This window comes from Methanocalculus sp. MC3, assembly GCF_054767395.1.
In genome coordinates, this window is sequence record NZ_BAABMP010000002.1 from 266,626 (window position 1) to 284,922 (window position 18,297).

General features: G+C 47.7%; 21 protein-coding genes. 12 read left to right on the plus strand and 9 right to left on the minus strand.

The annotated features are described in order from the left end of the window. Window positions 1–59: 59 nt before the first annotated feature. The 7 genes from ACYUBO_RS04895 (at window position 60) to ACYUBO_RS04925 (ending at window position 5,082) form a co-directional block, all read left to right on the plus strand. Window positions 60–1,277, plus strand: coding sequence for a YcaO-related McrA-glycine thioamidation protein (locus ACYUBO_RS04895; RefSeq protein ID WP_460372788.1), 1,218 nt, complete (start codon window positions 60–62; stop codon window positions 1,275–1,277). Next, the gene (locus ACYUBO_RS04900; RefSeq protein WP_460372790.1) at window positions 1,234–1,899 is read left to right on the plus strand and encodes a TfuA-related McrA-glycine thioamidation protein; all 666 of its coding nucleotides are present in this window, start codon (window positions 1,234–1,236) and stop codon (window positions 1,897–1,899) included. The genes ACYUBO_RS04895 and ACYUBO_RS04900 overlap by 44 nt, the downstream gene beginning before the upstream one ends. 72 nt (window positions 1,900–1,971) lie before the next feature. After that, window positions 1,972–2,865 (plus strand): class 1 fructose-bisphosphatase, encoded by an 894-nt coding sequence (locus ACYUBO_RS04905; protein WP_460372792.1) that lies wholly within the window; start codon window positions 1,972–1,974, stop codon window positions 2,863–2,865. 14 nt (window positions 2,866–2,879) lie between these two features. Then, window positions 2,880–3,824 (plus strand): fructose 1,6-bisphosphatase, encoded by a 945-nt coding sequence (locus tag ACYUBO_RS04910; protein WP_460372794.1) that lies wholly within the window; start codon window positions 2,880–2,882, stop codon window positions 3,822–3,824. Window positions 3,825–3,885: 61 nt separating this feature from the next. Then, window positions 3,886–4,122, plus strand: a complete 237-nt coding sequence (locus ACYUBO_RS04915; RefSeq protein ID WP_300333419.1) for an LSM domain-containing protein — start codon at window positions 3,886–3,888, stop codon at window positions 4,120–4,122. 6 nt (window positions 4,123–4,128) lie between these two features. Beyond that, window positions 4,129–4,476, plus strand: a complete 348-nt coding sequence (locus ACYUBO_RS04920; protein ID WP_300333421.1) for a helix-turn-helix domain-containing protein — start codon at window positions 4,129–4,131, stop codon at window positions 4,474–4,476. An 87-nt stretch (window positions 4,477–4,563) separates the two neighbouring features. Beyond that, a complete protein-coding gene (locus ACYUBO_RS04925; RefSeq protein WP_460372796.1) occupies window positions 4,564–5,082 on the plus strand; it encodes an archaellin/type IV pilin N-terminal domain-containing protein in 519 nt (172 codons plus the stop codon). Here the strand turns inward: ACYUBO_RS04925 and ACYUBO_RS04930 are convergent. Then, window positions 5,054–5,623, minus strand: a complete 570-nt coding sequence (locus ACYUBO_RS04930; RefSeq protein ID WP_460372798.1) for an endonuclease dU — start codon at window positions 5,621–5,623, stop codon at window positions 5,054–5,056. The genes ACYUBO_RS04925 and ACYUBO_RS04930 overlap by 29 nt on opposite strands. Before the next feature lie 39 nt (window positions 5,624–5,662). Here ACYUBO_RS04930 and aglJ point away from each other — a divergent pair, with 39 nt between their 5' ends. Next, window positions 5,663–6,604, plus strand: coding sequence for an S-layer glycoprotein N-glycosyltransferase AglJ (gene aglJ / locus ACYUBO_RS04935; RefSeq protein ID WP_460372800.1), 942 nt, complete (start codon window positions 5,663–5,665; stop codon window positions 6,602–6,604). A gap of 26 nt (window positions 6,605–6,630) precedes the next feature. Here aglJ and ACYUBO_RS04940 read toward each other — a convergent pair whose 3' ends face one another. From ACYUBO_RS04940 to ACYUBO_RS04950, 3 genes are read right to left on the minus strand one after another with little or no spacing between them, the layout of a single operon-like run. Continuing rightward, window positions 6,631–7,203, minus strand: coding sequence for an aldolase (locus tag ACYUBO_RS04940; protein WP_460373597.1), 573 nt, complete (start codon window positions 7,201–7,203; stop codon window positions 6,631–6,633). Further along, window positions 7,176–7,805 carry an endonuclease III domain-containing protein gene (locus ACYUBO_RS04945; RefSeq protein WP_460372802.1) on the minus strand — a complete coding sequence of 210 codons (630 nt, stop codon included), beginning with the start codon at window positions 7,803–7,805 and terminating at the stop codon, window positions 7,176–7,178. Before ACYUBO_RS04945 ends, ACYUBO_RS04940 begins: the two co-directional genes overlap by 28 nt. Further along, window positions 7,805–8,161 (minus strand): thioredoxin family protein, encoded by a 357-nt coding sequence (locus ACYUBO_RS04950; protein WP_527250159.1) that lies wholly within the window; start codon window positions 8,159–8,161, stop codon window positions 7,805–7,807. Before ACYUBO_RS04950 ends, ACYUBO_RS04945 begins: the two co-directional genes overlap by 1 nt. Before the next feature lie 45 nt (window positions 8,162–8,206). Between ACYUBO_RS04950 and ACYUBO_RS04955 the strand changes: the two genes are divergently transcribed. Together ACYUBO_RS04955 and ACYUBO_RS04960 are read left to right on the plus strand one after the other, a co-directional pair. Further along, window positions 8,207–8,362 carry a hypothetical protein gene (locus tag ACYUBO_RS04955; RefSeq protein ID WP_300334397.1) on the plus strand — a complete coding sequence of 52 codons (156 nt, stop codon included), beginning with the start codon at window positions 8,207–8,209 and terminating at the stop codon, window positions 8,360–8,362. 66 nt (window positions 8,363–8,428) lie between these two features. Then, window positions 8,429–8,782 carry a hypothetical protein gene (locus ACYUBO_RS04960; RefSeq protein ID WP_460372804.1) on the plus strand — a complete coding sequence of 118 codons (354 nt, stop codon included), beginning with the start codon at window positions 8,429–8,431 and terminating at the stop codon, window positions 8,780–8,782. Here ACYUBO_RS04960 and ACYUBO_RS04965 read toward each other — a convergent pair. Beyond that, the gene (locus ACYUBO_RS04965) at window positions 8,775–9,356 is read right to left on the minus strand and encodes a carbonic anhydrase (protein ID WP_460372806.1); all 582 of its coding nucleotides are present in this window, start codon (window positions 9,354–9,356) and stop codon (window positions 8,775–8,777) included. The genes ACYUBO_RS04960 and ACYUBO_RS04965 overlap by 8 nt on opposite strands. A gap of 427 nt (window positions 9,357–9,783) precedes the next feature. Here ACYUBO_RS04965 and ACYUBO_RS04970 point away from each other — a divergent pair, with 427 nt between their 5' ends. Beyond that, window positions 9,784–10,944: a tubulin/FtsZ family protein gene (locus tag ACYUBO_RS04970; protein ID WP_460372808.1), complete on the plus strand. Its 1,161-nt coding sequence runs from the start codon at window positions 9,784–9,786 to the stop codon at window positions 10,942–10,944. A gap of 60 nt (window positions 10,945–11,004) precedes the next feature. Here ACYUBO_RS04970 and ilvD read toward each other — a convergent pair whose 3' ends face one another. Next, window positions 11,005–12,648, minus strand: coding sequence for a dihydroxy-acid dehydratase (gene ilvD / locus ACYUBO_RS04975; protein WP_460372810.1), 1,644 nt, complete (start codon window positions 12,646–12,648; stop codon window positions 11,005–11,007). Between the two features lie 99 nt (window positions 12,649–12,747). Here ilvD and ACYUBO_RS04980 point away from each other — a divergent pair, with 99 nt between their 5' ends. Beyond that, window positions 12,748–14,319, plus strand: a complete 1,572-nt coding sequence (locus ACYUBO_RS04980) for a CHASE4 domain-containing protein (RefSeq protein ID WP_460372812.1) — start codon at window positions 12,748–12,750, stop codon at window positions 14,317–14,319. Between the two features lie 226 nt (window positions 14,320–14,545). Here ACYUBO_RS04980 and ACYUBO_RS04985 read toward each other — a convergent pair whose 3' ends face one another. The 3 genes from ACYUBO_RS04985 to cobA form a co-directional block, all read right to left on the minus strand. Continuing rightward, window positions 14,546–15,973, minus strand: a complete 1,428-nt coding sequence (locus ACYUBO_RS04985; protein WP_460372814.1) for an IS1634 family transposase — start codon at window positions 15,971–15,973, stop codon at window positions 14,546–14,548. Window positions 15,974–16,043: 70 nt separating this feature from the next. Next, window positions 16,044–17,405, minus strand: coding sequence for a ribosomal eL19 family protein (locus ACYUBO_RS04990; protein ID WP_460372816.1), 1,362 nt, complete (start codon window positions 17,403–17,405; stop codon window positions 16,044–16,046). 135 nt (window positions 17,406–17,540) lie between these two features. Continuing rightward, window positions 17,541–18,296, minus strand: a complete 756-nt coding sequence (gene cobA / locus ACYUBO_RS04995) for a uroporphyrinogen-III C-methyltransferase (protein WP_460372818.1) — start codon at window positions 18,294–18,296, stop codon at window positions 17,541–17,543. Window position 18,297: the final 1 nt, after the last annotated feature.

An 18,297-nucleotide genomic window follows, 5' to 3' on the forward strand; every position in this document is an offset into this window, starting at 1 on the left:
TTGCGTTTCATAATGCAAAGGTAGTAAGTATCTGAGGGGATAAGATCTATCAGATTCAGATGCAGTTGAAAAGCTGCCCGAAAGGGTATACGATCGAAACACACCGGGCTGTATCTCCCGAGTCAACCCTTGAACGGATTGAACCCCTCCTTCCACAGGCTGGTATCACGCGGGTTGCAGATATTACAGGTCTTGATCGCCTTGGCATACCTGTCTTCTCCTGCATCAGGCCTACTGCCGAGGGGGGAGCAATATCAGTCTACAATGGGAAAGGAGCAACGCCAGTTGCTGCACGTGTCTCTGCCATCATGGAAGGGATCGAACGGTGTTCTGCCGAGATGCATTCCGATCCGGTGATTGTTGGACGATACTCTGAGATCTCACGGGACTTACCTGCCATTGATCCAATCGATCTGATCCTTCCGGCAGGTGCAGACAGGGAAGCACCAATACCCTGGGCAACCGGGTATGACATCATCAATAACGAGGAGGTGCTTCTGCCGGCACATGCCGTATACCACCCCCTCTCTCATAGCTATCCTCCCCTTCACCGGACAAACACGAATGGAATTGCATCTGGCAATACTCTTGAGGAAGCGATTATCCACGGACTACTGGAAGTTATCGAACGGGATGCATGGTCACTTGTTGAGGCAACCCGCTATACCGGGAACCGGATCGTCGAGATCACGGACCCTTTCAGCCTGGAGATTATCAATCGCTTCTCTCGTGAAGGAATTGACCTGATTCTGAGGGATATTACAAGCGATATTGGGATTCCGACATGCGCAGCTGTTGCAGATGATACTACCCTCTGCGATCCGGCGCTTCTTGTCACGGGCATGGGCACCCATACTACACCGGAGATCGCGCTTCTTCGCGCATTGACCGAGGTTGCCCAGAGCCGCCTCACCCAGATTCATGGTGCCCGCGAGGATACGGTGGTTGCCGATATGAGAAGGCAGATTGGGTATGAACGGACCAAAAGGCTGAACGGTTACTGGTTCCGGGAAAATGGTACTATTCCTTTTGAAAGAATACCCGGCTATAGAAGTGATGATCTCCTCACCGATATCAGGCATGTCTGTGATCGCATCATCTCAGCAGGATTTGACCGGGTTATCGTCTCTGATCTGACGCGGCCCGGGATCGGCATTCCCGTTGTCAGGGTGGTAGTTCCCGGCCTTGAAGTATTTGCAATGGATCAGGAACGGATAGGAGATCGGTGTAAGAATGCACGGCGCAGTCGTTTACCTCGGCCCAAGTCTTCCTCATGAGGAAGCACGGGCACTCTGTCCGGATGCCACCTTCCTCCCCCCGATCAGGCGCGGGGATCTAAATGCCATTTTCGGATCTGAAGTATCACTCGTCTGTATCATTGACGGGTACTTCTTTCAGGATTCTGCTGTAGGCCATCGCGAGATCCTCTCTCTTCTCCGGAGTGGAATTTTCGTGATTGGTGCATCAAGCATGGGGGCGCTCAGGGCAGCAGAACTGGATTCCCTTGGAATGGAGGGGGTTGGTGTCATCTATTCACTGTACCGGAATGGAACACTCGTCTCTGATGATGAGGTGGCCCTTGTCTTCGATCCCGAAACATTGACTCCCCTCTCTGACCCCCTTGTTAATATCCGGTGTACGCTTCGACATGCCAGAAAAGATGGTGTTATCTCAGAAGATGTGGAGGCTCTTCTTATCAGGACTGCAAGAGATCTCTTCTATCCCGAACGTACCTATGAGCGTATCGTCTCTGTACTTGGGATTGAAGAACGCGCTCGCCTTATTGAGTATATTTCAAAATCGGCAATCGATCAGAAACGATCAGATGCCATTGAAGCTCTCACGAGAGTACATGATATGCTGAACAGAACAGAGTTCACCGGTAAGACTGAGGCATAATTAAGATGTCAGCAGACGACGGAATGATATATTTGCCCGGTACAGGGACGGGACATTTGGAGTGATAAGGATATGATTACAGTACAGGAGTATCTCAGGGAGAAGAATTGCGAGTCCGATCTTGCCGATCTTATATGCCTGATTGCAGAACAGGCAGGTCCAATCCGGAGCGCATTTATCTCGAATCAGCGGTATGCCGCCTCACTCAACACATCCGGTGAAGTGCAGGCCGAGATGGATACCTGGTCAGATACACATATCTCCGGAATACTTGCCGAATCAGGTCTTGTCTCTCTGATCGCATCTGAAGAGCAGGAGAAGGTCTTCGCGTGCCGGAATTCCGGGGGCCGGTATTCTGTTGTGATGGATCCGCTTGATGGATCATCGCTGATTGCTGTGAATCTTGCAGTTGGTACAATTGTCGGAATCTATGAGGGATGTTCAGTCCTGAGAAAGGGAAATGAGATGAGAGCCGCCCTCTATCTTCTTTATGGCCCGATGACGACCCTCACACTCTCAATAGGATCAGGGGTCGCTCTCTTCTCCCTGGCAGATGACGGGCGGTATCTGCTGATGGAGGATTCCATCACAATGCCGGAGGGTACTATCTATGGGAGTGGTGGCAAGCGGCCGGAATGGACGAAAAAGCATTCGGGATTTATTGCCGCGCTTGAGGCTGAAGGTGCAAAGAGCCGCTATTCGGGTTCTTTTGTGGCTGACTTCCATCAGATCCTCAAATATGGCGGCCTCTATGCATACCCTGCCGCGCGTGGAAAGCCAGAAGGCAAACTCCGGCTGGTCTTCGAAGCCCAGCCGATTGGTTTCCTCGCAGAGCAGGCAGGGGGCAGGATCAGTAATGGATCTTGTGATATACTTGATATTCTTCCTGAAGATGTCCATCAGAAGACGCCGATTTATGTCGGGAGCAGAGGGATAATCGAGCGGCTGGAAGCGCTGCCCGAATAAGGGAGTTCGTAGGTATGACGGACTCTTTGCTGTTGAAATGCACCCTGATCACCTCCCGCCCCGGCGGATTTCCGGCAGGACATCGCCTACATCCCGGTATTATCGAGCTCTCTGCCCGCCTGCTGAAGAAAGAGGAGGGTGGAATTCTGATTGATTCCTTTGTTTTTCGATGCGGGGATACGCTTGGTTTTCTCATAACACACACACAAGAGGTAGAGATTGATTCCCTGGTAAAGAGGGTTCTTGAATCCTGTCGTGAGTATCTTGGGAAGAAGAATATCTTCTCTCCTGCGCAAGCTTCCACAGTATCATGCACGCTCTCGTTTGCTGAGCGCAGATCTGAAGAGATCGTTCTCTTCATAGCCGATCATCCAACTGCGGATCTCTTTAATCTCCATCTCTATCGTATCTTTGCCGATCCATTCTCGACAACACGGCTTGTTACTGACGATGCGCTTCTGGATGGTTTTGTCTTTTCCACATCCTCCCATGATTCCAGGCGAAGCTTCTCTCTTCCTGAGGATACATACCGTCTTCTCGCCTCGATCAGGAGACCGGAAGAGAGCAGAGTCACAATCGTATCGAAGAGAGATGGGGAGCATGCAGCATCTGTGACCGGACCATCAGAAACTGCCGCCCCCGGCCTTCTTCTCAGGACGGGTGGCATATTTCCAACCTATGGTGAAGCGGTCGAGCCTTTTGCCCAGCCGTACATGGTGCGCTCCTCAGTTGGAGAACGGCCAATGATGCCACTCATACCGGTTTCTATTTGTGATGCACAGGGCTCCCGTTCCGGAGGGCCACCACGGATTGTCTGCCTGGCCTTTACACTTGCGGGGGGGCGGCTGATCGGCCCGGCTGATATCTTTGATGATCCTGCGCTTGACCCCGCAAGAGAACTTGGATCCCGGATTGCAGGCTATAGCCGTGCACACGGCCCCTTCGATCCATTCCTCTGATCAACTCTTTTGTAAAATGGTATGAAAAGGTTAATGTGGCAACCCTGCGATAGTATTCATAATGGTGTCAAGTATTGTTCTGCCTATTAAAAAGGTAAATTCTCTCGTCGATTCCAAAATTGTCGTAGAAATTAAGGATGATGGGCGAAAACTTCAGGGGAGGCTTATTGCGGTTGACGAGTATCTCAATCTCCACATGGATGAAGCCACAGAGCTGACTGAAGGGTCACGTGAACGAAATCTGGGGTGTGTTGTCATACGCGGGAACAATATTCTGAGCATCGCCCCCGTCCTCTGAAGCGCTATGACTGATGACTTGTTTGACGAAGCGCTCCAGATGATACAGTCGAAGAGCGATGGTGTTCTTCAGAGCGAATTATGGAAACTCCTGAATGTTGACTCTAGGAAGTGTTCACGGATTGTCAAGAAGCTCATCGATTCTGGGATGGTTGAGCGACATGAATATCGGAAAAATGGTATTAAGACATATCTCCTGAAATCAACAAAAAAGCGGGTTATTGATCCCTCTCTCCTGATGGCTGGTGAACATCTGATCCCCTGTGTCGGCTGCGAGCGCGAATGTGTTGTTGAAACCTGCGAACTCCTTCTTGACTGGATGTACGAACTTGCGTTTATGGGTTTTGATGAATAAGAGTTCTCCTCTTTTTTCATCATCTCTTCCTCTTCAAAGAGACATATTTCAGATTACATAAATAGCCGGACTTATAACCTTTTTAGGATGTCAGATGGGCGATCCGGGGAAGCAGTATCACAGGTTCAGGGTGTACTGCTCTTAGTTGTGATCACAATCATTCTTGCCGTTCTTCTGTTTCTGATGCTCCATATCCCGCTCTGGCAGGGAGGCTCTCCCGAAGAGCCACCGGAGATCTTTGCAATCACGCAGCTGAGCCACTATTGTGAAAAAAATGGTGGACTAAATTATGATAGCAGGATGACCATCATCAATAGCGGGGTGGCGACATATTTCAATGACGATCTCCGGGCTGAGATCTTTGTCAATGGTCGGGATTCCGGAGCCCTCATCTCTTCAATGAATGCCCATATCTTCATATCAACATACCATATCGGTGTTGAGAGGATGGAAGGTCCCGGCTCGACAGGATTTTACTGGTATCCGGGATCAAGGATCTTTCTTGATCTGACTGATGGTACATTTCGACCTGGCGATTCTGTCAGGCTTGATGTGTATCATAAGGATCATGACCGGATTATCTCCCGTTCTGAGCGGATTGCATGACTGCACGGGCAAAAATCCGGGCAACCCTGACAGGCTCCGGGACTCTGCCATCGAAGGTGAATGTGTTGATGATCCTTGTTGCATCATCAAGCTGGATTCCTGATCGCCTGAGATAGACAACATACCCGGTCTTCAGATGGATGGAATCACGTTCCCCGAGTGCGCAGTATGCCTCCATTCTCTCTCTATCACCCGGGAAATGATTGCGTATTGCCTCTTCAAGGCCGCCTGATTCTTCATAGGTGATGATCATTACCGGTGTGTTTGTGGCTTTTTGAATCAGATCGGGATTGATGATATTATACCAGGCGATTGCAGCCCCTGAGATCAGGATCAGATTGATATCTGTCCGGGATAACGAGATGAAAAGTCGGATCACAGCATCAGTTGCATCCATCCCTCCAACAGTCACATGAGTGAGTGCGGATCCGTCAATTCTGAGATCCCCCCTCATGACGACACCTGCAAGGAATGACTCTTCTCTCCCCATCCAGCTTTCTGCGATGCCAAGGATGCGTATCCCCGGCTTCCCCAAACCCATACAAGCACTTATCAGAATGTACTTATTAATAATTGTACGATGGCCATCGAGAGAACGGATGTCTGTATCCTCATTCCCACACTCAATGAAGGTAAAACCATAGAACATCTCATACGTGAGTTTCAGGAGATGGGTTTTACACGGATACTTGTCATTGATGGTAAGAGCACCGATGGGACAGTGGAGGCTGCAGAGCGGGCCGGTGCGGAGGTGGCAATCCAGGTTGGAAGAGGCAAAGGTGCGGCGATCATTGAGGCGTTCTCGATGATCCGCGAGCCTTACATCCTCATGCTTGATGGTGACGGAACCTATGCTCCGGCAGATGCCGATCGCATGCTCGCCCCTCTGGCACACGGTGCTGATCATGTCATCGGTGAGCGGTTATCCGGGTATGAGAAGGGTGCCCTGACACGCCTGAATCATTTTGGTAATTATATCATCAATGTTCTCTTCAAATGGGCTCATGGGGCATATCTTCAGGATATACTCTCGGGATACCGGGCCTTTACTGGTGAGTCCCTATCCCGGATGAACCTTAAAGAGTCCGGGTTTGAGATCGAGACCGAGATTGCAGCTGAAGCGGTCAGGAATGAGCTGAAAGTAATTGTTGTTCCTGTCAGTTACTGCCAGAGGCCGGGCACTCCCACTAAGCTCCATCCGATCCGGGATGGATATAAGATCATAAAAACCATCTATAAGCTCGCCAAAATCGGGAATCCTCTCTTCTATTTTGGAATTATCGGCCTTCTTCTCACCCTTGCCGGTGTGGTACTTGGAATCATTGTTGTCTATGACTGGTTCCAGAGTATTGAGCGGGTACCAATGACCATCCTGACCGGGCTTCTGATCATGTCAGGACTGATTATTCTGATGTTTGGTCTCCTTGGCGATATCTTCCTTGCTTTTCACCGCGAGACGACCGGGGAGATCCGGAAGCTTCGTGAACAACTGAACCGAATAGAAAATGAGAAAAAGAAGTAGCTTTTTTGGTTTGCTTCTGTTTTTCCTCATTGCTTTACTTTTTCCCTGTGGGCATCAGGTTTTTTTTTTGTGAAATTGCCCGTATAAAAGAGTACACGTGATGCATGCTCAGCAAGTGAGGTATAAAGATATGCTTCATCAATTGTTTTTGCAGCAGCAAATGTCCCATGCCCCCTGGCAATGACAAGATTACTATTTTTTAAGGCTTCTGCACAATTCTCTGCGAGTTCCTGACTGCCGGGTACTCCCTCCACAACAGAAATCTCCGGGCAGAGCATTTCCCCTTCACTGTCGATTGGTATGATCTGATCCATGAGAAGTGAAGCCGCAACCGCACAGGAGGGGTGTGCATGGACAATTGCACTATGTTTCGTCTCCCTGTAGATCGCTTCATGAACCCTGTATTCGCTCGATGCGCCCCTTGGAACCGGCTCGCCGGGAATCACCAGGACAAGGTCTCCAGGATCATCAAGGTATGAACCACTTCTCGTGATCAGGTACCCCTGATCTGAACGTATGCTCATATTGCCAAAATTACCGCCAACGAGTCCTTCATTGAAGAGGCGGCGTCCTATTCGGGTAAAATCCGGATTCTGCATTCCTGACATCTCTTTTTACTACAATATTCTTTTGCATATTCAACAATCTGGCCATGGCAGGATCTGAGGAGGCGGTTGTCGGAACCAAGAGCTGACAGGAAGATTCGGCGCAATTGATCATCAGTGAGAGATACCCCGGCGCAGGTACAGATACGGCGGGTATATGCATCAATTACAAATGTCTCCCGAAAAAGTCCATAACAGAGGATACTATCGGCAGTCTCTTCACCTACACCATTCACTGTGAGGAGGGAACGTCTGAGGAGATCAGTTGGGATCAGATCGATCTCTTTCATCTCAGGATATTGATCCAGAAAAAATGTGGCAAGCTGATGGAGGCGTGCTGATTTGACCCGGTAAAACCCGGTGCATCGTATACAGGACTCCAGATCTGCCGAATCCGCTGCCGCAATCGCGGAAAGGGTATTCAACCCGGCTGATCTCAGCCGGGTTAATGCCGCCTCAACATTCTCCCAGCGTGTCTGCTGGGTCAAAATCGCGCCAACTGCCACTTCGTCAAATGGTGCATCCCACCACGGAAAGGGGCCATAGGTCTCGTTTAAGACCGAAATGAGTGATTCTATACGGTCTCTCTCTTCCATCAGATAAGCGGTTTTAAGAGTTCTTCCAGTCTCCGTGCATCGGTCACTCCTTCGAGTTTATGGATGACGGCTCCGTCTTTCTCTATGATTAGTGTCGGAACAACCTGAATCTGGTATTTTCCTGCAAGATCCATATGATGATCGACATCAATTGTCTTGATTTCAACTGCATCCCCGAGTTTTACCTTCAGGTCCTCAATGATGGGGGTCTGCATCTTGCATGGCCCGCACCATGTGGCGAAAAAGTCAATAAGAATCGGTCTGGTCATGGAACTACCTTCTTTTACAGTCGTTGAAAAGAGCAATAAAGATTGCCTTTTTCCTCTCTCCTGAGATAAACCCCATGAGAATGGCATGCAGATCAGACCTGTTTTGAGTATGTTGACTATCAAAGGCAAATCATGCGCGATCGGAGCCCAATCCCGCTTCTTGCAGTTGTCATGAATAAACACCCAATTGATGATAATCGGGTTTTTTCAATCCTGGCAGATGAAATCAAGGATGAAGATGATCTTCTCTCGCTGCTTGAAGTTGTTGATGTGTTGGTGCAGTTATAGTTTTCAACACACTCTTTTTCTGAGAGAGAACGATGGTGCTAAATTGTCTGCATTCAGATATCTTTTATGAGTACCAGAATCGATATAGAAGTAATCGGGCTTGAGGAACTCTCATGCGGTCCGTTCCCCTGCAATGATGAACGAAGCTGTGAACTTACCGAATGTGCGCCCACCGAGAAACTTGTCAATGCTGTATCGGCGCTCAAAAAGGCGCTGAAGAAGGAGTATGGCGGTACTGTCTCACTTCAACTCACCTGCATCGATGATGGGGTGCCACAAAGAATTCGAACAATCATTGAGGAATACCAGCCCCCTCTTCCAATTATCCTGATAAATGGCCGCGTTACTCCGGTCGGTCGGATCTCGCTTCCTTTAATCAGAGCGGAGATTGAAAAAGAGTTGAAGAACTCCTCTATTTGAGCTCTTCTAGTACTCCGGTCTCAAGATAGTAATAGAGGCCGTGTATCCCCACCTTATTCTCTTCTTCTGCCTTTTTTACGATTGGGTATGTTCTGAGATGCTCTATCTGGAGACGAACATTCTCTTTTTCCATCTCTGTCAGCCGCTTTTTCTCCTCCTCTGCGTTCTTTGGGGGCGGAATTTTTGCATCGACTCTGTTCTGTGCCTCACGAGCATTATTGATCCAGAGGGGGATATATGAATCCTGCATCTCTTTATCGAGGGCCTTGATACCTCCGCATTCAGAATGGCCGCAGATGACAATATTCTCGACCTTGAGGTGTGCAACAGCATATTCAAGGACGCTAGCAAAGTTCCAGTCCTGAAGAGGAACAATATTTGCTATGTTTCGATGGACAAAGAGCTCGCCCGCTTTCGCATGAGTGATTCGCTCGGGATCGATACGCGAGTCTGCACACCCAATCCACAGTGTCTTCGGGCTCTGTGATTGTGCCAGATCGGAATATCGTTTTCTGTCTTTTTCAAAGTCTTCTTTAATAAAAGCTTTATTTCCTTCAAAAAATTGATCGATCATATTACCACACCGGAGCGAATGAAACTGCTCCACTCTATCTGAACACTCTCTATTTATTAATGCTTTGAAATATATGGCGGTTAAATTGAGCTTAATTTTAATAATTGGGTCCAATAATCTCTTTTATATCGAGGAGGTTTGAAATGGCCGGAATTATTCCTGTTAAATATATGATAATCTATGCGCTTTTTGCCATTGTCCTCTTATTCATCCTTTAAAAGTTTCCTTTTCTCCATTTCTTTCGATGAGGAACCGGTAAAACCTGACTGCACTGAATCCACAGAATGGGTAATTATCATATGCCCGACATCTTCGAATAAAAGTTCTGATTATAGATCCAATCCGGATATCCCGGATTATTTTCGAAATTCTCTTATATATTGCGGATACTACGATTATATTCATTTACGTGACAGGTGTCAATACAATGCGGGTATTTTTTATTGGATTTGGACAGGCCGGGGGAAAGATCGTCGATATGTTCCTCGCGCATGACAAAAAACTTCAGAATAGCAGTTTTCGTGGAATAGCGGTAAATTCTGCACGGACAGATCTTCTTGGCCTTCAGAACATCGATATGAAGGATCGTCTTCTCATTGGTCAGACGGTGGTCAAAGGGCATGGTGTGGGGACAGATAATGTCACCGGTGCAAAGATCACGGCCGATGAGATTGATACGATCATCAATGCAATTGATACCAGGGGAACCCATGACATCGATGCGTTTATCGTTGTTGCCGGGCTTGGTGGCGGAACCGGCTCAGGTGGGACGCCTGTTCTCTGCCGGCACCTAAAACGCATCTACCGTGAACCAGTCTATGCTCTTGCGATGATCCCGGCACCGGAAGAAGGGCGTCTCTACTCCTACAATGCTGCACGCAGCCTGGCGACACTGGTGAATGAAGCGGATAACACCTTTGTCTTTGATAACAGTGCGTGGAAAGAAGAGGGGGAAAGTGTCAAGAGTGCCTATGACCGGCTGAATGAGGAGCTCGTCAGGAGATTTGGAGTGCTCTTCAGGGCAGGTGAGGTCGGCCAGTTTGGTGTTGGTGAGATGGTTGTTGACTCATCCGAGATCATCAATACCCTCAGGGGTGGCGGTATCTCCACCATTGGATATGCGATCTCTGATGTTATTACAAAAAGCAAGCCAAAGAAAAGTTTCTTCTCAGGCTTTGGGAAGAAAGAGAAAGATGATAGTGCCCTCACAGGAGAGGATAAATCTGCCAAGATCATCGGGCTTGTCAGAAGGGCAATGCTCGGCCGCCTGACACTCCCCTGTGATTATACAACAGCAGAACGGGCACTGGTGCTTGTAGCCGGCCCCCCAAATGAGCTGGACAGGAAGGGTGTTGAAAAGTCCAAGTCCTGGGTTGAAGAGAATATTGCCGGAATTGAGGTGAGGGGTGGGGATTATCCTGTTGGATCCAATTATATTGCAGCAGTTGTCCTACTCTCAACCATTGGAAAAGCACCCCGGATCTCTGAACTGCTTGAAGAGGCTAAAGAGACGAAACAGGATGTTATCAAGTCAGCTGACCGGAAATCCACTCTCTTTGAAGATTCGATAGATCCACTCTTCGAATAAGTAATATCTCCCTCTCATCTCTCTTTTTTTTAACACCAGTTTCAATAAAAGAAAGGTTGATTATAATTGGACTGCCCCGGAATCGGCCTGTCCGACGATCCTGGCATATCGCGCAAGAACACCTTTTAATCTGCGTTCCTTTGGCCGCCACATGCTGCGTCTCCGATCAAGTTCAGCATCATCAACATTCAGGTCAATCCGCTTCGCCGGAAGGTCGATTGCGATCTCGTCCCCGTCCCTGACGAGAGCAATCGGTCCCCCGACTTCTGCTTCTGGTGCGACATGGCCGATACATGGCCCTCGTGTACCTCCCGAGAATCTCCCATCTGTTATGAGAACAACCCGTTCATACCCAAGTCCCATCAATGCTGATGTTGGTGAGAGCATCTCGGGCATGCCAGGCCCGCCCTTTGGCCCCTCATACCTGATGATGATAACATCCCCCTCTTTGATCTCACGGGCAAGAATGGCCTTCATTGCCATCTCTTCTCCATCAAAGACACGTGCAGGACCCTTGTGTTGCCACATCGATTCTGAGACCGCAGCATATTTGACGACCGCACCATTTGGTGCAAGCGTTCCAAAGAGGATCCTCAGACCCCCGCTTGTGTGGATGGGAGTATCAACAGGTTTGATGACGTTTTCATCCATTGTGAGAATTCCCTTTGCGATCTCGTAAACAGATCTGCCTGAAACGGTCATGACATCTTCAAGGTGATCGATTAAGCGGTTGAAGATAGCGGGAATTCCGCCTGCCCGGTTGAGTGCGACCATTGCATGCGGTCCGGCAGGCTGCATGTGACAGATATGCGGGGTTCCATCACTTATCTGATTGAATGATTCAAGATTCATGGGAATGTCCGCTTCCCTGGCAATCGCCATCAGGTGCAGAACGGTATTTGTTGAGCCTCCAAGCGCCATATCGACCCGGATTGCATTTCTCAGGCTCTTTTCTGTAATGATCTGCCTGGCATTTGTTCCCGATCTGACGAGATCCATGATTCTGTATCCTGTCTCATGCGCTACCCTGATTTTATCTGATTCAACAGCAGGAATGGCTGCTGATCCTGCTAATGACATCCCCATGGCTTCAGTCATGCATGCCATTGTATTTGCAGTATACAGGCCCTGACAGCTGCCGCATCCGGGCATCGCCGCGCACTCCAGGGTACAGAGTTCTTCTTCCGGAAATGATCCGGCAGCGACTTTTCCAACTGCTTCGAAGACATCAACAAGCGAGAGATCCTTTCCATTAAGTGTTCCGGGCATCATCGGGCCGCCGGTGAGGAGAATGGCGGGGATATCCAGACGAGCTGCCGCCATCAGCATACCGGGTACAATCTTATCACAGGTGCCAACACAGACGAGTCCGTCAAACCGGTGTGCCTCCACCATCAGTTCGATTGAATCTGCAATATTTTCCCTTGATGGGAGGGAATATCGCATTCCCTTATGTCCCATTGCAATCCCGTCGCAGATTCCAATCACTCCAAACTCAAACGGAACTCCACCGCCTGCTGCGATACCTTCCCTGACTTTGTTTGTCAGGTTTCTGAGGTGGGTGTGGCCGGGAACAATGTCATTCCAGGCATTGGCAATTCCGATGAACGGGAGATCCATCTCGCTATTGCTCAAACCGAGGGATCTGAGAAGAGAACGATTTGGGGCTCGCGGGTACCCTTTTTTTATTTCATCACTGCGCATAGATGATCAAGATACGTCGTCTTCAATACTGATAAATAGTGTCGGAGAAGACTACCTCGACATGGAAACGTTTTCATGAATGTCCGAACCCAGACGATAGTGATCATCACCCTGGTAAGCATCTGCCTGATCGGCGGGCTTGGCTTCTTTAGCCAGGCCTTCATTCTTGAAGGATTTATCGATCTCGAAGAAGAGATCCTTGAACAAAAAATGGAGTATACTCTTCTCACCGTTGATTATGAACGACAATACCTTGCTACAATTGTCAATAACTGGGCTGAGTGGGATGAGACCAATCAATTTATTGCTGGTTCAAATCCGGATTTTCTTGAAAAGAGCCTTGGTGATCCTATTTTTTACTATTACCATATTCATTTTATTATCATTAAGGGAAAAGACGGGAACGTTATCTTTGCACGGGGCTTAAATCCTGACAATGGTGACGAACTCGACGTTCCCCCTTCTCTTCTCAACATCCATTCTCCTATTACTGGAAAGGATTCAGATGATGTCTCAGGTTTTACTGATACCGAATCAGGTTTCGTGCGTGTTGCATTAAGTCCTCTTGTACCAATGGGTCGTGAAGGCGATGTGGAAGGTTCTGTACTCTTTGGGAGGCTCATTGATGATGGATGGGTGAGCCGGCTCTCTGATCATATTGGGGAGCCTGCGCAGATCTCCGCTTATACTGAGGAGGATCTGAAGCTTGAAGAGGACCTCGTAATAGAACGTGAAAACGATTCAATAACTGGATCATATATTCTCACAGATATCAATGGGAAACCTCTTCTTGTTCTTTCCGTGACTCAGGAACGTACAATTTATAATAAAGGTGTCCTCTCATATCAGCTGGCTCTGATAGCAATTATAGGACTTGGAATACTCTCGGGTATTCTCCTTTATTTCCTTATTAACCGGTCATATCTCAAGAGAATCTCCTCCCTAAATACGGAAGTTAAGAGCATAACTGTCCATTCTCTCACCGGCAAATCGATAGATGTTGAAGGTGATGATGAGGTTGCCGAACTTGGGCATTCCATCAATCATCTGCTGGGTGAAATTGAAGAGGATCAAAAGGTAATTCGGGAGAGTGAAGAACACTATCGCCTTCTATTCAATGCAGTAGATGATTTAATGCTTCTGGTAGCACTTGATGATGATAAGAAGCCTGGAAAGATACTGGATTCCAATAAGGCTGTAACTGGAGCACTTGGTATTTCCCGGGAAGAACTCATTGGTATGCGCCTTTCACACGTCTTTACCATTGATAATGATGACTCCCAAAAAACCTTTCCTACCGGTTATTTCTTTCCAATTACTGGTGATCCTGTCCCCGTTGAGGTGAGTATGCATACGTTCATTCATAAAAACAGATCTGCTGCAATATGGGGTGCCAGAGATATCTCTGAACGGGTTAAGATTGAGCGGGAGAGGGCTGCATCTATCGAAAGACTCAGCCAGAATATTGATCAGTTTGCCATCCTCGGTGATAATATCCGAAATCCTCTACAGGTTATACGGGGATGCGTTGCTCTTCTTGAAGGAGAGGAAGAGTATATTTCATTGATTGAGGAGCATGTCGATCAGATCGACGAACGAATAAAACAACTTGATTCGGGTTGGCTGGAATCAGAGAATGTGATCAAGTTTATGAGGCGGCACTATAAGTAAAACCAGTTAAAGGTGGAATAGATCTGTTTCAAGATGATTATATGATAGCTGATTGATGATACCAGTCTTCACAATACTTTTGAAAAAGATGCTATAAAAATTTATAACCTAAGTTTGCCACTTTGGCTTCGGCCACCAAATGGGAGCATCCACTATCGTGATCTAAATTTTCCAGAATTTCATCGAGAAACTGAATTTGACAGTTGACGATTTTCCCATCAATATTTCATGTAACTGCCCAATTATGCCGTAAAACCATCGTGTTAATGGCATCAAAATTGGAGTGAATGAACCTTTTTGTCTTCCTCATCCACGAATCAACCGTAACTGTCAAATTCAATAGCGCCGTTTTGATGAATTTTGTTGATGTATGCTTCAGTTCCGGGATCTCAAATCGGATCAGGGAGACAAACAACTGTGCAATAAACCCAATGATTAGAGCGCCATAAATGCTATTATCAGTCCATACGCGCAATGGTTTGATCTCGATCTCGTTCTTGAGTGAGTTGAATATCTTCTCGATCGAGTCCTTTTTTCGATAGGTCTGGAGAGCTTCAGTAAGTGTCAAATTCTTACTCGATTTCAGGCAGAAGAATCCCTCTCTCCCAGTGATGAACTTCTCTTCAAGAAACCTGACAGCATCATCTTCAGAGAGTTCAATCAACTTTGTCTGGATGGAGTAGTCCACATCCACAAGAAGATTGTTTATCCGGAATCGTTTCGGAAGAGCCTTATTCTTGTCAATACTCTCCTGAATGGCCTCTGCTTCTTTTATCTCCCGAACGACTTTTCTGGCTCTGGATTCCAGTTGCTCTTTCTGCAGCTTTTCTGAGAAGTAGAGATAGTTCGTACTGTTTGGCTTCTCGAGTTTAATCCCGCGGATTCCTGATTCCTCATCAACCATCTGAGGATTATATGTCTCGAATTCAGCGATTATCTTGTCGTCGCTTTTGTTGAGCTTCTTTCCGGTGATGTACTGGAGATTATCTGCCCGGATCATCTGGGTATTGGTGACACTGTTCGCTCCTTTGTCAAATATTACCAGAGATCCCTCTTTGAGCCGGTTGCTTGACTGGCGATACGTCTTCTTGAAATGGGTCTGATCATTGAGATTGCCGGGTTCAATTGTCATCCCAATTGGGATATTGATTGGGTCGGCAAGTTCAGTGATACCAACGGTGATCTGTTTTTTATCTGGCCGATGATCCCGGCTGTATCCATACTTTCCAAGCCGGGCTTCAGTGCCATGAAGGACTATGCTGGTCCAGTCCATGTTGATGTTGGTATGCTCAAAATCGTATCTCAAAAACAGGACATCCTGGATGTCGGAGATGATTTCATCCCGGTTGGTACCAAGGGTTTCAAGGACACGGTAGAGTGTTCTTTCACTAAATGAAGGGAGGGTGAATTCGGCACGAACTTCAGGCCGGTTGATCCAGTCGTGGGATCGTTTGATGCTGAAGTTATCTGTCAGTTTGTAGCTGATGAGTGCTCGAAGCAGATTATTGATATCGATACCCTTCGTCTTATGTTTCCCGAAAATATCGCGAAAACCCAGGACTTCATACAGCTGATTAACGAGGAAAATAGTACCGATAGGAAAGGATATATTGTCATTCGGCTCAACTTCATTAGTTCTTAGTTTTGTTTGCATTTTCGTCGATACAAACATCACTAAGAACACTTTTATTTCTTGTTAATGGCAAAGTTGGGTTATAAAAAAATTATTGAGAATCCCCTAATCCATACACTTTTAGAAGGTTATTTAGAATAGTTCTCAGTATTCCATATTCTTCAGTCTTATCCTCTTCGTTATCCGGGTTTACAGTTTTGCCTGAGTTCTGTTCATCCTGAATACTATTTGATATAAAGGTCTCTTCACCATCATTTTCTTCGACGACATTATCTGCGGGGGATAAGATATTCCCATTATTCTCTATTGGAGTGACAATCTCCGTGACGATTGGGCTTTGCGCTCCCGGGGCGATAAACATTGCAAATACGGTGAAATGATCTGTAAATGCAGTGACAGTTCTTACTTCTGGGTTTACTGAGGTATCAACCCGCTCCCAGTCATTTGTTTCTGTATTGAACCACTCCACAGCGAGTGATGAAGGATCATCCCCTGTCTCTTCCATGAGTGCGTCCCAACGCTGCTGACTAAATGGACCAAAGGTCACTCCTACTTTTTCAGAGAAGGTGGCACCAGCAGGACCACAGGTTACTGCTTCACCTGCATGTCGATATGTTGAGTCACTGGCTACATCCGGAATAGTATCTGATCCAACTTCCCGAATGGTAATCTGGCTGACCTGCTGACCATTTATCTGGACAAGAGTGCCTTGAGGAATAAAGAGCTGAGCTGTTTCTTCTGGTGATTGTATAATAGTTGAGGAACTGCTCTTACCTGTCTCGGGATCAGGCTTGACTTCTCCAATACCCCCACGACTTACGGTGGGAAGTGATCCTGACTGTCCGGGTGCATTGCCTGAGTTCCCTGGTGTGTCTCCTGACTGTCCGGGTGCATTGCCTGAGTTTCCTGGTGCGTCTCCTGACTGTCCGGGTGCATTGCCTGAGTTTCCTGGTGTGTCTCCTGACTGTCCGGGTGCACTGTCTGAGTTCCCTGGTGTGTCTCCTGACTGTCCGGGTGCACTGTCTGAGTTTCCTGGTGTGTCTCCTGACTGTCCGGGTGCACTGTCTGAGTTTCCTGAGCTACCTGAGTTCCCTGGTGCGTCTCCTGACTGTCCGGGTGCACTGCCCGAGTTTCCTGAGCTACCTGAGTTCCCTCCTGAGTTTGCTGATGAGTCTCCTGAATTCCCTGAGCTCCCTGGTGCGTCTCCTGACTGTCCGGGTGCACTGCCCGATTTGCCCGGGTTATCCGGAGGGCCAGCTGTAAGAGGCCCTTGTATTGGAGTTATGACTGGCGGAATTCTGTAAAGTTCGGAATCCACATATGCTCCACTCTCAACAAGCCCAAAAGGACTACTTGATGACATCATTTCCGATCCGACAACCTGAAATGAATATGCTCCTGCAGTTGAAATGCAGAGCATGAGCATGATGATTATGGATGGTATTAATCTCATGGTTTCACCTATCAACCTGCGTTCTCATAAAGGTATTTCCTGTTTTAAAATTAAAATATGTTTGTTTAATTATTTAATCGACGGTCTTTTATTGCCCCATATATTTCAATAGTTATAAAGGAATAAAAAGAAGTTTCAGCTTCGGCTCCACGCCCCCTCGCTTCCATCACGATACAGGGAGACGACCCCTCCTATCACGATGATTGCAGGTGGCTTTACCCCGGCTTCTCTGGCTTTTTCAGCAATATTTGAAAGCGTTCCGATTGTTACACGCTGATCAGGGCGGAAGCCCCGTTCAATAATGGCAACCGGATTCTCAGCTGTCATTCCATGCTCGATAAGGGATCTGGTGATCATGCCCAGATTCTTCACTCCCATCAGGATTACGATGGTGCCTGGTGACCGTGCCAGCCATCCCCAGTCTATTGCAGATTCTTCTTTTGTCGGGTCTTCATGCCCTGTCAGAAATGTAACCTGGCTTGCGTGGCTCCGGTGTGTAACTGGAATCCCTGCACACCCGGGAACAGCTACTGCACTCGTAATCCCGGGGACAACCTCGACAGCGATATTATGTTCTCTCAGAACTTCCATCTCCTCTCCACCACGGCCAAAGACAAATGGGTCCCCTCCTTTCAGCCTGACAACACGTTTGCCTTTTTGTGCCCTGTCCACCATGAGGCTCTCGATCTCTTCCTGTTTCAGGGTATGGGATCCACCAAATTTTCCGCAGTTGATCTTCTCAGCCGTCTCCGGTAATGTTGCAAGGATCTCATCTCCGGGCAGTTGATCGTAGAGGATCACCTCAGCCGAATCAATCACTTCACGCGCTCGAAATGTCAATAAGCCAAGGCCGCCAGGCCCTGATCCGACAAGATATACGATTCCGGTCATG

What these genes read in the sequence shown, in the direction of transcription:
- ACYUBO_RS04895 (WP_460372788.1), top strand. Translation starts at nt 60, where the DNA reads ATGCAGTTGAAAAGCTGCCCGAAAGGGTATACGATCGAAACACACCGG.
- ACYUBO_RS04900 (WP_460372790.1), top strand. Translation starts at nt 1,234, where the DNA reads ATGCACGGCGCAGTCGTTTACCTCGGCCCAAGTCTTCCTCATGAGGAA.
- ACYUBO_RS04905 (WP_460372792.1), top strand. Translation starts at nt 1,972, where the DNA reads ATGATTACAGTACAGGAGTATCTCAGGGAGAAGAATTGCGAGTCCGAT.
- ACYUBO_RS04910 (WP_460372794.1), top strand. Translation starts at nt 2,880, where the DNA reads ATGACGGACTCTTTGCTGTTGAAATGCACCCTGATCACCTCCCGCCCC.
- ACYUBO_RS04915 (WP_300333419.1), top strand. Translation starts at nt 3,886, where the DNA reads ATGGTGTCAAGTATTGTTCTGCCTATTAAAAAGGTAAATTCTCTCGTC.
- ACYUBO_RS04920 (WP_300333421.1), top strand. Translation starts at nt 4,129, where the DNA reads ATGACTGATGACTTGTTTGACGAAGCGCTCCAGATGATACAGTCGAAG.
- ACYUBO_RS04925 (WP_460372796.1), top strand. Translation starts at nt 4,564, where the DNA reads ATGTCAGATGGGCGATCCGGGGAAGCAGTATCACAGGTTCAGGGTGTA.
- ACYUBO_RS04930 (WP_460372798.1), bottom strand. Translation starts at nt 5,623, where the DNA reads ATGGGTTTGGGGAAGCCGGGGATACGCATCCTTGGCATCGCAGAAAGC.
- aglJ (WP_460372800.1), top strand. Translation starts at nt 5,663, where the DNA reads ATGGCCATCGAGAGAACGGATGTCTGTATCCTCATTCCCACACTCAAT.
- ACYUBO_RS04940 (WP_460373597.1), bottom strand. Translation starts at nt 7,203, where the DNA reads ATGCAGAATCCGGATTTTACCCGAATAGGACGCCGCCTCTTCAATGAA.
- ACYUBO_RS04945 (WP_460372802.1), bottom strand. Translation starts at nt 7,805, where the DNA reads ATGGAAGAGAGAGACCGTATAGAATCACTCATTTCGGTCTTAAACGAG.
- ACYUBO_RS04950 (WP_527250159.1), bottom strand. Translation starts at nt 8,161, where the DNA reads ATGCCATTCTCATGGGGTTTATCTCAGGAGAGAGGAAAAAGGCAATCT.
- ACYUBO_RS04955 (WP_300334397.1), top strand. Translation starts at nt 8,207, where the DNA reads ATGCGCGATCGGAGCCCAATCCCGCTTCTTGCAGTTGTCATGAATAAA.
- ACYUBO_RS04960 (WP_460372804.1), top strand. Translation starts at nt 8,429, where the DNA reads ATGAGTACCAGAATCGATATAGAAGTAATCGGGCTTGAGGAACTCTCA.
- ACYUBO_RS04965 (WP_460372806.1), bottom strand. Translation starts at nt 9,356, where the DNA reads ATGATCGATCAATTTTTTGAAGGAAATAAAGCTTTTATTAAAGAAGAC.
- ACYUBO_RS04970 (WP_460372808.1), top strand. Translation starts at nt 9,784, where the DNA reads ATGCGGGTATTTTTTATTGGATTTGGACAGGCCGGGGGAAAGATCGTC.
- ilvD (WP_460372810.1), bottom strand. Translation starts at nt 12,648, where the DNA reads ATGCGCAGTGATGAAATAAAAAAAGGGTACCCGCGAGCCCCAAATCGT.
- ACYUBO_RS04985 (WP_460372814.1), bottom strand. Translation starts at nt 15,973, where the DNA reads ATGCAAACAAAACTAAGAACTAATGAAGTTGAGCCGAATGACAATATA.
- ACYUBO_RS04990 (WP_460372816.1), bottom strand. Translation starts at nt 17,405, where the DNA reads ATGAGATTAATACCATCCATAATCATCATGCTCATGCTCTGCATTTCA.
- cobA (WP_460372818.1), bottom strand. Translation starts at nt 18,296, where the DNA reads ATGACCGGAATCGTATATCTTGTCGGATCAGGGCCTGGCGGCCTTGGC.